This window comes from Rhodococcus sp. PAE-6 (assembly GCF_025290685.1).
GTDB lineage: Bacteria > Actinomycetota > Actinomycetes > Mycobacteriales > Mycobacteriaceae > Rhodococcus > Rhodococcus pyridinivorans.
The window spans coordinates 24,134-37,974 of record NZ_JAOCLZ010000018.1 but is presented as its reverse complement, the minus strand read 5'-3'; the positions used below and the strand labels follow the sequence as shown (position 1 = coordinate 37,974).

Sequence of the window (13,841 nt, the reverse complement as noted above, 5' to 3'; positions counted from 1 at the left end):
CGGTGGTGGTGGTCACGAAACGGTCTCCTGATGAGGTTCGGCCGGGGTGCACGCACAGGTCGATCCGGGTAGCACCCCCGATTCGGTGGCCAGCACTGCGGACAACTGCTCGAGCGCGGCAGGGATCACCCGGTAGTACACCCAGGTGCCGCGGCGTTCGCAGTCGAGCAGTCCGGCTTCGCGCAGCACCTTGAGGTGGTGCGAGATGGTGGGCTGGGACAGGTCGAAGGCGGGACTGATGTCGCACACGCAACTCTCGCCGCCCTGGTGGCTGGCGATCATGCTGAGCATGCGCAGGCGCACCGGATCGCCGAGGGCCTTGAACATGCGGGCCAGGTCGCCGGCCCAATCGGAGGTCAGGGGCTCACGCGAGAGTGGAGGGCAGCACAGCTCGGCCTCGCTCGACATCTGATTCGACATACGTCTATATTGACTTCTATCAATTCAATCGTCAACCCGAGTCCGTCGGAAAGGACCACCCCTCGTGCCCACACCCTCGGTGCTGTTCGTGTGCGTGAAAAACGGCGGCAAATCCCAGATGGCTGCCGCCCTCATGCGCAAGACCGCAAGCGACCGGATCGTTGTCCATTCGGCCGGCACCACGCCCGGCTCGTCGCTCAACGCCCTGTCGATGCAGGTTCTCGAGGAAGTCGGGGCACCCACCGCGGGCGAGTACCCCAAGCCGATCGATCCGCAGCTGCTGTCCGAGGTCGACCTCGTCGTCACCCTCGGCGGCGAAGCCCACGTCGACGCGCCCGCCGGCGTAGTCGTGGAGAACTGGGACATCGACGAGCCGTCCGAGCGCGGCGTCGACGGTATCGAGCGGATGCGTCTGGTCCGCGGCGACATCGCCACCCGCGTCGACGAACTCGCCACCCGGCTACTCGACGCGACCCGCTGAGCACCTACCCCAACCAGGAGCAGAACACCATGAGCACGATCGCAGTCTTCGAACCGGCCCTGTGCTGCAACACCGGCGTGTGCGGCGAGGACCTCGACCAGAACCTGGTCACCTTCACCGCCGACATGGCCGCGCTGACCGGGCAGGGCGCCACCATCACCCGCCACAATCTGGCCAACGACCCGCTCGCGTTCGCGCACAACGAGACCGTCACAAAGTTCCTCGAACTTGCCGGATCGGACGGTCTTCCGCTGGTGCTCGTCGACGACGTCACCGTCGCCACCGGGCGTTACCCGACCCGCGCCGAGCTCGCCACGTGGGCCGGACTCGATGTTCCCGCCGCAGCGCCGTCCGGGGTGACCATGCTCGGGCTCGCCGACGACAACGACTCGTGCTGCACACCGGACGAGTCCACCTGCTGCTGACCACCCAGATCCGCACCCGCCCGCCGATCCGTCCGACGAGGAGTATCTGCTGCCATGACTGCCACCGACCCGACGTTCCTGACCGACCCACCCAGGTTCGTGTTCTTCACCGGCAAAGGCGGGGTCGGCAAGACCTCCATCGCGTGCGCGTCGGCGCTGCGCCTGGCCCGAGCCGGCAAGAGGGTGCTGCTGGTCTCGACCGACCCCGCGTCGAACGTCGGGCAGGTCTTCGGTCTGAGCATCGGCAACACGATCACCGAGATCCCCGCGGTGCCGGGGTTGTCGGCGCTCGAGATCGATCCCGAACAGGCCGCCGCCGCCTACCGTGAACGCATCGTCGGCCCGGTCCGCGGATTGCTGCCCGACGCGGAGATCGCGTCGATCACCGAACAGTTGTCCGGCTCGTGCACCACCGAAGTGGCCTCGTTCGACGAATTCACCTCGCTGCTCACCGATCCCGACGACCGGGTCGCCGGGTTCGATCACGTGCTGTTCGACACCGCCCCCACCGGCCACACCATCCGGCTGCTGCAGCTGCCCGGCAACTGGACCGAATTCCTCGATAACGGCAAGGGCGACGCGTCCTGCCTCGGGCCGCTCGCCGGCCTCGACAAGCAGAAGGCCATGTACGCCGGCGCGGTCGAGGCGCTGTCGGATCCCGGTCGCACCCGCCTGGTGCTCGTCGCCCGCGCCAACCGCTCTGCGCTGACCGAAATCGCCCGCACCCACGACGAACTCGCCGCGATCGGCATGACGAGACAGCATGTGGTCGTCAACGGCGTGCTGCCCGCCCCCGTCGACGACACCGATCAGCTGGCCACCGCCGTGCATCACCGCGAACAGGCGGCGCTCGCCGCGGTTCCCGCCGCGATCGCGGCGCTGCCCACGGATCTGGTCGCCCTCAAGCCGGTGAACATGGTCGGTCTCGACGCTCTGGCCACCCTGTTCGACATCACCACGGCCTCGAGTGCCGTCGGCGTCGATCCGGACGTCGCGGCGGTCACCGATGCTTCCCTGGCGGATCTGGTCGATGAGATCGAGTCCGACGGGCACGGTTTGGTGATGTGCATGGGCAAGGGCGGGGTCGGTAAGACCACCGTCGCCGCCGCGATCGCGGTGGCACTGGCCCGCCGTGGCCATGACGTGCACCTGACCACCACCGACCCTGCCGCGCACCTGACCGACACTCTCGCCGGGGAACTCGACCATCTTGAGGTCTCCCGCATCGACCCCCATGAGGCCAGTCAGGCCTACCGCAACCGGGTGCTGGCCGCCAAGGGCGCCGGGCTCGACGACGCCGGCCGCGCCACCCTCGCCGAAGATCTGCGGTCCCCCTGCACCGAAGAAGTCGCGGTGTTCCAGGCGTTTTCGAAGGTCATCCACGAATCACGCCGCAAGTTTGTCGTCGTCGACACCGCCCCCACGGGTCACACCTTGCTGTTGCTCGATGCGACCGGCTCGTATCACCGTGAGATCGCCCGGCAGATGGGCGACGGCGGACGCTTCACCACTCCTTTGATGCGGCTGCAGGACCCGGCACAGACCAAGATTGTGCTGGTCACGCTCGCCGAGACCACTCCGGTGCTCGAGGCCGCCGGTCTGCAGGGCGATTTGCGACGCGCCGGTATCGAGCCGTGGGCGTGGGTGGTCAACAACTCTCTTGCCGCAGCGGAGCCCACCGCACCGCTGCTCCGCCGGCGGGCCGTAGCCGAACTCGAGCAGATCGACAAGGTCCGGGGTGAGCTTGCCGACCGGTACGCGGTGATTCCGCTATCCACCACCGAACCCGTCGGAATCACCGCGGTGGGATCCTTGGCCGAACTGCGTCCGGAACCGTCGCCGGTGCAGTAGCTACCTGTAGAGGATTCAGCGGAACTTCTCCCGCGGAAGTCCGTCCACAGGTCTACCCAGAATCGGGAGCTACTCGCCGCTCGAGTATTGAAACTCGATGCTGCGACGATGTATCGGACATTATCGCCCACCCTGCCGCCTGAATACCCGTGGAGAAGAACTGTGCCGACTGTCCTTGCGTCCGACACCACCGATCTTGTGTCCGCGGTGGGTGCGGCTGTCGGTGGTGGTGCGACGGTCGTGGCCGCAGCGGCGGCGGTCGCCGCAGCTTTCGTGGCTGTTCGCACGTTGCGGGCGACGAAGCGTGACAGTCGGGACCGATCACGGCCGATGGTCGGTGCTGAATTGGTGATCGATCCTCAACTATCTGCTCGGACGGCGTCTCTGGTCGTACGCAACTTCGGACCCTCGGTGGCGTACAACGTCAAGGTTGAATTCGACCCACCACTGGCTGAGCAACCTACCCACAGCGGCCAGCCGAGCATCATCGCATTCCTCCTCAAGCGCTACGCCGACCCCATCCCCACCTTCATGCCCGGTAACGAACTGTTCAACATCTATTTCATCGGCAAAGAGGACCCGGACGACCCCGACCGGTCCATCCGCAACGATGAACAGATCCCCGATCGAGTCACCGTGACCATCACCTACGGATCTGCCCCCAACGAGCGTGATACCTACAGCGACACGTTCGTGCTCGACATGAGCGTTCATAGGTGGGGAACATTCTCGACGCACTCGGACTCACTGCACTCCCTGCAGAAACGCTCAATACAGGCATTGGAGAAGATCGCCCCCGCGATGGCGCACCTCGCCACGGACATCGGACGGATCGAGGAGTACCTCAAGCCCGAAAAGATCCGAGCACAGCAGGCCGTCGAAAAGATCGAGGAATGTCGCCAGATGCGCGAATTGAGCCGCCAGATGCTCGGAGACCGTTCTCCGTACGCGGACGAGGATGGAGAAGAGCGGCATGCCACCAACCCGCTGAACTCGAACGCCTTACGGTCACCCGGTGACGACAGCGTCCCGGACGGAATCCGCTCGCTCCAGGACCTGCGGGCACTCGCTCGCACGATCCGCATCTCGAGCCGGCCGGACCCGACGGAAATCGCCGCTGCGACGACCGCAGACACGTCCGCTGCGACTCCATACACCGATCTGGGAGGCATCAACGACACCGACCCGGACCCGGCCGGGCGGCAGAAGCCATGAACCGCACCCGCGGCGAGGACGGGGCCACCGTGTTGGTGATCGCCGGACGCAGCATCGACATCGACACCGCGACCGCCAAGGCCCACGGCTATCCGGCGGTGACCGTGGCCCGCTACGACCTGCCCGGACCCGGAGCACTCAAGGAGATCACCGCCGACGAGATCGCCCGCACCCACAAGGTGCGCTCCCGCATCAGCCACGCCCAACTCGACTGGTTCATCCGTACCGCCGTCGACGCCCCGTGGGCGGCGGCGCCGATCGAAGCACAACTGGTCGAGGCCGACCCGAACATCAGCGGCGAGCTCTACGACCGGGCCGAAGCCCTCTACGACCATTTCCGCACGGCCGCGCCCCGGCGCGTGGGGGTAGCCAAGATCAGCAAGGTGCTCCACCTCAAACGCCCCGGATTGTTCCCCATCCTCGACTCGAAGGTCAGGTGGGTGAGGTCGAGGTGGAGGCGCCGCAGCAGCTGGGCGTTGAGCGCGTCGAGAGGGGATGCGATGGCAGAAGAGTCCACTCTGGGGTCTACCGTGAACAAGTGCGCCGTGTGATGTTTCTTCTCCGTCCGAGCTGGTTCATTCTGGCCGTGGTGGTAGTCGGTTTCGCGTATGGGTGCTTCACCCTGCTCGCCCCGTGGCAGCTGAGCAAGAACACGAGCACCGAGGATCGGAATGCGCGGATCTCGGCATCGATGGCGCAGGACCCGGTCCCTGTCGCCGAGCTGCTCGGCGGTGACAGTGCGACGATCGACGACGAGTGGAGGCGGGTCGTCGCGCAGGGCTCGTATCTGCCCGACTCTGATGTGCTCGTCCGGTTGCGCAGCGTCGAATCCCAACCCGCGTACGAAGTGCTCACGCCGTTTGCGCTGGGTAATGGTCGGACGATTCTCGTCAATCGAGGTTATGTGCGTCCGGTACGCGGTAGCGAGGTCCCCGCAATCCCCGCCGCACCGGGCGGAAATGTCTCGCTCGATGCTCGGATCCGCAAGTCCCAAGGCACAATGGACGGCAAGGAGCCCTTCACTGACGCGGGCTATCAGCAAGTGTATTTTATCGACGCGCCGCAGGTCGCGGCTGTGACGGGTCTCGAACTCGAAGACGTCTACCTACAACTCGATGCTCACCAGCCGGGCGGGCTCGGAGTCATCCCACTTCCCCAACTTGATGCGGGTCCGTATCTGTCGTACGGGCTGCAGTGGCTCGCGTTCGGGATCATGGCCCCAATGGGACTGGGGTATTTCGTGTGGGCGGAGTTGAGGGAACGCCGCAAGGTGAAGGCCACCCGAACCGACGACGAGACGCCGCTCTCCGCGAGCGAGAGTCTCGCCGCCCGGTACGGCCGGCCGCGGTAACCGAGCCCAACGTTGTGCTCCGATTCGACAGTCCACGAGCTACGCGGGCAGCGACGGCCATCTTTGGACCGCGCACATTTCAGCATCAACGCCCAGCGGTTCCTCATGCTTCGAGCAAAAAAGTTCCAGCACACAAAGTGCCGTGCCGGTTTCGGGATCTGCTCTGTAGAATGAGACGGAAGGTTTTCTTCCCTTCTGAGGGAAGGGAGAGTCAGGTCGCAGGACTCGTTCACCTCGGTTCGACGGTATGAGGGCAAGTCGAGTCCTGCGATTCTGGCCGCCACATGATTGCCCGGACCTCAACATAATCCGTGTCTGCGCAGCACAACGTGCGGGTGGTCCCTGACTGGCCCCTTTCGAACTCGGACAGCAAGTAGTAGATGAGGAAGACGGTGCACTACCGGACTTGTTGTTCCGTCTGACTCAATCGCAGCGAGAGGCGCGGTGTCAGGTGGGTCGAGTGAGCATCGAAACCAGATCCTCCGGGACCTGCATCGGGGTCATCAGCCCCGCCGAAGTACGCCCGGTGTTGCCTTGAGGGTAGCGGCCCAGCGCCGAGCCGGGAGCGGCGAGCAGAATCCGCACGACCTGGCCCACAGCCTCGCGGCGATCACGCTGGCGCAGCGCCAAGGTGAACATGGCGAGGTGGTTGCGGGTGTGCGGCCACGGGTAGGGCTGGGACAAGATGTGGGCGCGTTCGAGGTGGCGCCAGCGCCTGACATCGTCGCTGCTATGTCGAGCGGCGGTCATCTCCGCGGTGTAGAGGGTGCGCAGCTGTTCGGGCATTCGACTCATGAGATGTGGTCCCTGTTGGAGGTTGCGAGAAGCAGGGCGCCGACGACGAGGACAACACCGCAGGTGATGTAGGTGTCGGCGAGGTTGAAGGTGGGCCACCACCCGGTGTGGAAATAATCGGTGACTTTGCCATCAAGGAAGCGGTCGACGACGTTGGCGGTGGCGCCGGCGACGATCGCGGCCAGGCCGATGGTCTGGATCAGTGGACTGTCGAGTGCAGTGCGCCAGGCGAACACGCCGATCGTCACGGTGAGGGCAGCGGTGACGGCAAGAACGACGGTAGGGGGGAGCTGGTCACCGAGACTGAACGCGACCCCGGTGTTGTAGGCCAACCGTAGTTGCAACAACCCGAAATCGATTGCCCGCCCACCGGACAGCGCGTCGCGCGCCACCGGATCGAGGGCCAACGCGACCGCAGCCAGGGCACCCACCAGCACGACGAGAATACCTCGGCCGCAACGCCGCCTGCCCACGGGCACTACGGACGACACGGAGTTGTCCTTATCTGTCATGACCGAGCTCCGGCGACCGGCACGGATGACTTTGTCGATTCTGTTGTCGCGGTCAGGCTCCGGGCGTGTCCGGCGCGCACCCCGTTGGCGATCACAATGATCTCGGCGATCTCGTGGACCAGGACGACGGCGGCCAGCCCGAGTATCCCGAACAGGGCCAGGGGCATCAGGACGGTGATGATCGCGAGCGAGAGGCCGACGTTCTGCAACATGATCGTCCGGGAGCGTCGGGCGTGCTGCAGGGCTTGGGGTAGGTGCCGCAAGTCCTCACCCATCAGGGCGACATCGGCGGTTTCGATGGCGACGTCGGTGCCCATCGCGCCCATCGCGATCCCGAGGTCGGCGGTGGCCAGGGCCGGGGCGTCGTTGACGCCGTCGCCGACCATCGCCGTCGGCCGCGTACCGCGGAGAGTGTCGATGATGCGGGCCTTGTCCTCCGGACGCAGATCGGCGTGGACCTCGTCGATGCCGACGGCGGCGGCCAACGCTCGTGCGGTGCGCTCGTTGTCGCCGGTGAGCATCGCCACGGTGTAACCGTCGCGGCGCAACTCAGCGACGACGTCGCGGGCTTCGGGGCGCAGTTCGTCGCGCACCGCGACCGCGCCGATCAGGGCGCCGTCGCATTCGATGAGCACCGCGGTGGCTCCGGCGTGCTGCATCCGCTCGATATCCGCGGCCAGGGGGCCAGGATCGATCCAGCCGGGCCGGCCGAGCCGGGCGGGGATGCCGCCGACGTGTCCGGTCAGTCCGGCCCCGGGGACCGCATCGACGTCCTCGGCCGGGGTGTAGTCGTCGACGGCGGCGAGGATCGCTGCGGCGAGGGGGTGTTCGCTGCGGGCCTCGAGGGCGGCGGCGACGTTCAGGACGTCGCCGCGGGTGGCGCCGCCGGTGGTGGCGACGTCGATGACCTCGGGGCGGTTGCGGGTCAGGGTGCCGGTCTTGTCCAGCGCGACGGTGCGGATCCGGCCCAACGCTTCGAGGGCGGCACCGCCCTTGACCAGGACACCGAGCTTGGACGCGGCGCCGATCGCGGCGACCACCGTGACCGGGATCGCGATGGCCAGCGCACACGGGGACGCGGCGACCAGCACCACCAGGGCGCGTTCGATCCACACCAGCGGATCGCCGAACACGCTGCCGATCGCGGCGATCAGCGCCGCGGCAACCATCACCCCCGGAACCAGAGGCTTGGCGATCTTGTCGGCCAGACGCTGGGCCTCGCCCTTGCGGGACTGCTCGGCCTCGACGATCCGCACGATCTTGGCCAGCGAGTTGTCCTGCGCACCGGCGGTGACCTCGACCTCGAGAACGCCGGTGCCGTTGATCGAGCCGGCGAACACCTCGGAGCCCGGTGCGGCCTCGACCGGGACGGATTCGCCGGTGATCGCGGAGGTGTCCAGGGCGGTGCGGCCGGTGCGGATGGTGCCGTCGGTGGCGAGCCGCTCCCCGGGTTTGACGATCATGATCTCCCCGAGCACCAACTCTGCGGGGGCGACGGTCTGTTCACGACCGCCACGCAGGACGGTGGCGGTGTCCGGCACCAGATTCAGCAGGGCGCGTAGGCCGCGGCGGGTGCGGGTGACCGCGTACTCTTCGAGGCCCTCGCTGATGGCGAACAGAAAGGCGAGCATCGCGGCCTCGCCGACCTCGCCGAGCAGCACGGCGCCGACGGCGGCGATCGTCATCAGAGTGCCGACCCCGATCTTGCCGCGGGCCAGGCGTGTGAGGGTGGAGGGGACGAAGGTGTAGCCGGCGACGATCAGCGCCAGGGCTTCGAGGGTCAGCTTCACCGGGTGGGGGCCGTCGGTCCACCCCACGACCAGGGCGGCAACCAGCAGCAGCCCGGCGACGGCGGCCGCCCGAATCTCGGTGACCTGCCACCACTTGTCGGGCTCGTGGTCTTCCTCACCCTCGACGCGGGGTTCGTCGTGGCCGCAACCGCACGCGTCACTCACGACTTCTCCCCGGTGTCGGTGCTGTAGTTCGGGCACAGCGCGACGGCGTTGCCCGTCGCGGCCAAGAGGGTTTCGGCCGCGGCGAGCAGATCGAGCAGTTCCGGTCGGGTCAGCGAGTAGAACACCTGCCGGCCCTCGGGTCGGCCCTGCACCAGACCGCAGTCCCGCAGGCACGCCACATGCGCGGAAATCGTCGACTGCGCCAAGTCGAGCGCGCCCACCAGATCCGCCACGCGGGCTTCACCGCCGGCGAGCCGGCGCACGATGGCTAGGCGGGTGCCGTCGGAGAGGCTGTGGAACAACGCCACTGCCGAATCCACGGATTCGCGGGCGTGGCAACCCACATCATTGATCGTCATATGACGATAATAACCGGCACTCAACGATATGAATAGGTCGGGTCACCGGCGGGCATCCTCACAGCCCGAATGCATCACCCTCGGCGAGAATGAACACGCCGAGACCGATCAACACGATCGGAAACAGCACGTGTTCCCAGCGCTCAAGAACCTCGGCGATCGGCTTGCGGGTGGCGAGGTAGCGCGCCGCGATGACCAGAACTGCAACCAAGGCCAAAAAGACGATCGAGTAGGCCACCACCGCGGGGGCTCCGACAGTGACGAACACCGGGACGTAGACCCCGATGTTGTCGCCTCCATTGGCGAACGTAACCGCGGCGACCGTCCCTACCGCGACCTTCTTACCGGCGGTTTTCTGTTCGTCGTCCTCCCCTCGCCCCCGCCATGCCCGCCATGCGGCGTACGCACCCAGAAGCAGAGGGATCAGACCGAAGTAGGCGATCACCTCCTCCGGCAAGAAGGTCGTCGCCCCCACTGCGACCAGAACGGAGGCGGCGAGGATGGCGCCGAATCCCAGATACTGTCCCACCAAAATCGCTGTGGTGGTGCCCCCAACCCCGGCTCCTCGAGCGAAGAACAGCGACAGCACGATGATGTCGTCGATATTGGTCACGAGAAACAGGCCGACCGCCTGCAGGACGGACGCGAGCAGATTCATGAGCACCTTTCGACCCGGCGCCCGAACCCGTCCGCTTACGAGCGATCCGGGAAGACAGCAACGCTTCGGCGCACACCTATAATCGATTGAAGGGGATTATATCGGGTTTCGACGATGACAGAGTCGCCGCCCTGGTGGGATCGCCCTCGGCCACGCCGGCCCCCGGCCCCCGGGACCTCGGGTGCCGCCCAACGCCTCAATCCATCAAGGTGCACATCAACGGCCCCGCAAGGACAGTGACGATGACGGCCCCGAGCAGGACGGTGACGCCGAGACGAACGAGCGGCGGAGGCGGGCTGACCAGCCGCGCGGCGCGGGCGGTGAGCCCACCGCCGCCGCCGAGGGTACCTTCCGGGGCCGGATGCCCACCCAAGGCGAGCAAACCGCCGAGGAGGGCCCGCCTTCCCTGTCCGCGGACCGACACGTCGTCAGCGCACATCTCGAACAGACGCCCGATCTCGGTGGCGCCGACCCGGAACAGGGAAACCCCGGGCAGTGCCGCTGCCACACTGTGGACGACATCGAGCACCAGCGAGTGGCGGCCGCCGAGGTGGGCTCGCTCGTGCGCGAGGACGGCGGCGAGCTGCCGGGGATCGAGCACCGCCAACGCGCCACGGGTGATCACCACCGATCTTTCGCGTCCGGCTATGCAGTACGCCACTCGTTCCTCGGAGTCGATCACCACTGCGTCGAGATCGGGGATGCGACGTCCGACCATCCGGGCCAGGTGGGCGTGCTCATGGGTGCGGGCTCGGCGGCGCTGCACACCCCGGCAGATCCGCCACGCCCCGACGACCCCCACGGCCGCCCCCCCGGACAATACGATTCCCGACAGCAGACGCATGTCTGCGCCGGAGTGCTCGCCGACGCTTGTCGAGAGCGCGCCGACACAGTCGACGATCCATCGAGCGGCGTCACCACCTCTGCCGAGCACGTCGACGAGGGCAATCGCCACGGCAGCGGTTGCGGCGACGGACACACCTGTGATTGCGCTCAGCCAGGCGGCCACGCCCAGGCGCGGGGCGATCCCGGCGGCGGTCAGCCGTGCCAGGACCACGGGACCGAACACCGCGACGGCGGCGGCGTAGAGCAGCAGGCAGAGGACGGGGATCACGCGGTGTCCTCGCCGCCGGACAGTCGACGCAGTGCTTGGCGCAGGCTCGCCGACTCCTCCGCGCTCATCTGCTCGACGAAGTGGGTCAAGACCAGATCGGTCTGCCCGCCCGCGTCGAACACCTCGCGCATCAGCCGAGCCGTGTGTTGTTCCCGGCTCAGTGTCGGCCAGTAGGTGAATGCCTTGCCGGTGCGGACCCGTGCCAGCCACCCTTTGCGGTACAGGTTGTCCATCGTCGACATCACCGTGGTGTAGGCGATGTCGCGGTGCGCGGCGAGAGCGTCGAAGATCTGCCGGACCGTGGTGGTGCCCTCGCGCTCCCAGATCCGGTCCATCACCACGGCCTCGAGTTCACCGAACCCCTTCACCCGCACCGTTGCCTCCGCTTTCGTGTCTGCCGTTCTCCCAGGGTAAGGCGGGCCGGATGCGTCCGCGGCCGGTCACCGCCGTTGACCCTCCCGATCACCCGGATCGACCGTGCACCTACTGAGCGCAACCGAGCGGATGGATGTGCCGGTGGCCGGCGGTGTCGAAGTGCACCAGGTCGGTGACCGGATCGAGCACCACGTCGGTCAGGACGGTGTGCAGGCCGATGTGGACTCCGGTCAGCAGTCCGAGCGCCACCGAGTCGTGATCGGCGATGCGCCGAACGGTGAATCGTCGACAGGGCAGGACGGCGGTCAGAAGATCGGGCCACGACTCGGCGCGGTCTTCGGTCGGGAACGGGATGGGACTGCCGAACGGGTTCGACCGCGGATATCCCAGGACCCGGACGAGTCGGACCTCGAACAGTATGCCGACAACATGCTCGAGCCGGTCGGCCTCTCTCGGGAGTTCGATCCACAGCAGGGACAACTCCGGTGCCCTGAAGGTCTTCACCGGGCAGTTCCGCCGCACCACGTTTCTCGCGTGTTGTCGGCCGTGGCCGGTCAACTCCGCTCGGTGCGCCGTGGGGCGGACGATCAGATCGGCGGCCCCCTGGCGTCGGTGCATGGTTGACACTGCTGACAGCCTCCAGCCCAGACGGGCTGCCCGCGCCGTGGTCGAGGTTTCTTCGCAGCGGCCGCTCCGACGGTAGAGGCTCGCAAGGTAGTCCTCCACCGCCTCGAGGTGGTGAACCCGCCACGGGCGCCACAGCGGAGGTGAACCGGTCGTTTTCGGCATGAACGCTTCCTTGCTGGACGAGCCCAGGACCAGCGTTCCCGTCTACATCTACTATCTACGTACGGAGATAGTAGATGCGCGAAAGCGGCGCATCGCGATCGAGGAGGAGGTGAAACATGCAGGAAATGATTGCGAATTTGCAGGCGCTGTGGGACTGCCACGTGATGATGCTCAGCGGCGCATGCCAGATGTGTGCGTCGATGATGTGCTGCTGATCCCGACCGGTCGTCCGATCGAAATACTATCTCGCGTAGTATTTCGGTCGGACGACAACGGAGAGGGGCCACATGTCTACCAGAGCCGCATGGTCGATCACGTGTCTGTTCGTGATCGTCGCGTTCGTGGTGGCGCTGTGGCCCCAACGGGAGGACGACACCGTGACCCCAGCCGATTCCGGGCTACAGCCGACCGCGGTATCCGCCCGCCCCGCCCCGGCACGCAACGCTCTGCCCGACCCGGGCGCGACCCCGCCCTGCCCGACCGGCACGGGCATCGGGGCTGCAGGTCCCCTGGCGGAGGTGACGGTGCGGTGCCTGGGTTCGGACCGCCCCGTCGATCTCGGCGGCGCCCTGGCCGGGGAACCGGCCCTGCTCAACGTGTGGGCCTCGTGGTGCGGACCGTGCCGGGAAGAAATGCCCGTGCTCGATGCCTACGCCCGCGAGCCCGGCGCGGTGCGGGTGATCGGGATCAACGTGCAGGACACCGCGGGCTCCGCCGCGACGCTGATGACCGACCTGCGCATCGGCTACCCCTCGTTCGTCGACACCGACGACCGGGCACAGCAGGCACTGGCCGGCCCACCCGTGTTGCCGCTGACCTTCCTTCTGCAGCGCGACGGTTCGGTGGACCGGATCGCCGAGCCCGCGGTGTTCACAGGCCCGGACCAGGTCCGTGCCGCGGTGAACGGGCTGCTGCGATGACCGGCGTAAAGCCGACAGGCGGCCGGCCGTCTCGACTGCTGGGCCGAGTGGTCCTGGCCGTGGTGGTGCTGGTGGGGGTGAGCGGCTGCGGCACCGGCTCCGACGCCGTCGCCCAGGGTGGTACCTTCGATTTCGTCGCCCCCGGTGGACAGACCGACATTTTCTACGATCCGCCGGCCGACCGCGGCACCCTCGGCGCGCTCTCCGGCCCGGACCTGATGACCGACGGCGTCACCGTCGACCTGGCCGATTACGCCGACCAGGTGGTCGTGCTCAACCTGTGGGGACAGTGGTGCGCCCCGTGCCGCAGCGAAGCCGACGATCTCGAGCGCGCCTACGCAGCCACCCAGGATCTGGGAGTGCAGTTTCTCGGTATCAACGTCCGCGATCCCCAGCGCGACAAGGCCCAGGACTTCGTGATCGACAACAATGTGTCCTACCCATCGATCTACGACCCGCCGATGGCGACCTTGACCGCCCTCGGTGGCGCCTTTCCCACCAGCGTCATCCCGTCCACGCTCGTCCTCGACCGGCAGCATCGCGTCGCGGCGGTGTTCCTGCGGGCCCTGCTGACCGAGGACCTGCAACCGGTCATCGAACGCGTGGCGGCCGAACAGTGAC

Annotated in this window: 17 protein-coding genes; 8 read left to right on the top strand and 9 right to left on the bottom strand. The window is 67.0% G+C overall.

Going from position 1 to position 13,841, the window contains the following annotated elements; all coding sequences use genetic code 11:
* Positions 1-12 precede the first annotated feature (12 nt).
* Positions 13-420, bottom strand: coding sequence for a helix-turn-helix transcriptional regulator (locus tag NVV99_RS23365; protein ID WP_006554198.1), 408 nt, complete (start codon positions 418-420; stop codon positions 13-15).
* Between the two features lie 64 nt (positions 421-484).
* Between NVV99_RS23365 and NVV99_RS23360 the strand changes: the two genes are divergently transcribed.
* The 6 genes from NVV99_RS23360 (at position 485) to NVV99_RS23335 (ending at position 5,743) form a co-directional block, all read left to right on the top strand.
* Positions 485-901: a low molecular weight phosphatase family protein gene (locus tag NVV99_RS23360; protein ID WP_006554197.1), complete on the top strand. Its 417-nt coding sequence runs from the start codon at positions 485-487 to the stop codon at positions 899-901.
* Positions 902-930: 29 nt separating this feature from the next.
* On the top strand, positions 931-1,326 hold the full coding sequence (gene arsD, locus NVV99_RS23355) for an arsenite efflux transporter metallochaperone ArsD (RefSeq protein WP_006554196.1): 396 nt from the start codon (positions 931-933) through the stop codon (positions 1,324-1,326).
* Positions 1,327-1,380: 54 nt separating this feature from the next.
* On the top strand, positions 1,381-3,177 hold the full coding sequence (arsA, locus tag NVV99_RS23350; protein WP_006554195.1) for an arsenical pump-driving ATPase: 1,797 nt from the start codon (positions 1,381-1,383) through the stop codon (positions 3,175-3,177).
* Positions 3,178-3,384: 207 nt separating this feature from the next.
* The gene (locus NVV99_RS23345; protein WP_119274230.1) at positions 3,385-4,392 is read left to right on the top strand and encodes a hypothetical protein; all 1,008 of its coding nucleotides are present in this window, start codon (positions 3,385-3,387) and stop codon (positions 4,390-4,392) included.
* Positions 4,389-4,943: a DUF6308 family protein gene (locus tag NVV99_RS23340; protein ID WP_006554193.1), complete on the top strand. Its 555-nt coding sequence runs from the start codon at positions 4,389-4,391 to the stop codon at positions 4,941-4,943. Before NVV99_RS23345 ends, NVV99_RS23340 begins: the two co-directional genes overlap by 4 nt.
* Complete coding sequence (locus NVV99_RS23335; protein ID WP_039958570.1) at positions 4,931-5,743, top strand: SURF1 family protein; 813 nt, start codon at positions 4,931-4,933, stop codon at positions 5,741-5,743. Before NVV99_RS23340 ends, NVV99_RS23335 begins: the two co-directional genes overlap by 13 nt.
* Before the next feature lie 447 nt (positions 5,744-6,190).
* On the opposite strand, the gene NVV99_RS23330 is transcribed toward NVV99_RS23335, so the two are convergent.
* The 8 genes from NVV99_RS23330 to NVV99_RS23295 form a co-directional block, all read right to left on the bottom strand.
* Positions 6,191-6,538, bottom strand: coding sequence for a DUF3703 domain-containing protein (locus NVV99_RS23330; protein ID WP_033098568.1), 348 nt, complete (start codon positions 6,536-6,538; stop codon positions 6,191-6,193).
* Positions 6,535-7,050 carry a signal peptidase II gene (gene lspA, locus NVV99_RS23325; protein WP_051121673.1) on the bottom strand — a complete coding sequence of 172 codons (516 nt, stop codon included), beginning with the start codon at positions 7,048-7,050 and terminating at the stop codon, positions 6,535-6,537. Before lspA ends, NVV99_RS23330 begins: the two co-directional genes overlap by 4 nt.
* Entirely contained in the window at positions 7,047-9,005 is a 1,959-nt protein-coding gene (locus tag NVV99_RS23320) for a cation-translocating P-type ATPase (protein WP_033098567.1), read from the bottom strand. Before NVV99_RS23320 ends, lspA begins: the two co-directional genes overlap by 4 nt.
* On the bottom strand, positions 9,002-9,364 hold the full coding sequence (locus NVV99_RS23315) for a helix-turn-helix transcriptional regulator (RefSeq protein WP_081263498.1): 363 nt from the start codon (positions 9,362-9,364) through the stop codon (positions 9,002-9,004). The genes NVV99_RS23320 and NVV99_RS23315 overlap by 4 nt, the downstream gene beginning before the upstream one ends.
* 58 nt (positions 9,365-9,422) lie before the next feature.
* A complete protein-coding gene (locus NVV99_RS23310; RefSeq protein WP_006554188.1) occupies positions 9,423-10,022 on the bottom strand; it encodes a cadmium resistance transporter in 600 nt (199 codons plus the stop codon).
* A 196-nt stretch (positions 10,023-10,218) separates the two neighbouring features.
* On the bottom strand, positions 10,219-11,136 hold the full coding sequence (locus NVV99_RS23305; RefSeq protein WP_231782155.1) for a M56 family metallopeptidase: 918 nt from the start codon (positions 11,134-11,136) through the stop codon (positions 10,219-10,221).
* The gene (locus NVV99_RS23300) at positions 11,133-11,510 is read right to left on the bottom strand and encodes a BlaI/MecI/CopY family transcriptional regulator (protein WP_033098566.1); all 378 of its coding nucleotides are present in this window, start codon (positions 11,508-11,510) and stop codon (positions 11,133-11,135) included. The genes NVV99_RS23305 and NVV99_RS23300 overlap by 4 nt, the downstream gene beginning before the upstream one ends.
* Before the next feature lie 109 nt (positions 11,511-11,619).
* Positions 11,620-12,129 (bottom strand): iron dependent repressor, metal binding and dimerization domain protein, encoded by a 510-nt coding sequence (locus tag NVV99_RS23295; RefSeq protein ID WP_072740577.1) that lies wholly within the window; start codon positions 12,127-12,129, stop codon positions 11,620-11,622.
* Between the two features lie 458 nt (positions 12,130-12,587).
* Between NVV99_RS23295 and NVV99_RS23290 the strand changes: the two genes are divergently transcribed.
* Both NVV99_RS23290 and NVV99_RS23285 read left to right on the top strand, forming a co-directional pair.
* Positions 12,588-13,220 (top strand): TlpA disulfide reductase family protein, encoded by a 633-nt coding sequence (locus tag NVV99_RS23290; protein ID WP_006554183.1) that lies wholly within the window; start codon positions 12,588-12,590, stop codon positions 13,218-13,220.
* Positions 13,217-13,840 (top strand): TlpA disulfide reductase family protein, encoded by a 624-nt coding sequence (locus NVV99_RS23285; protein ID WP_051121670.1) that lies wholly within the window; start codon positions 13,217-13,219, stop codon positions 13,838-13,840. Before NVV99_RS23290 ends, NVV99_RS23285 begins: the two co-directional genes overlap by 4 nt.
* Position 13,841 lies beyond the last annotated feature (1 nt).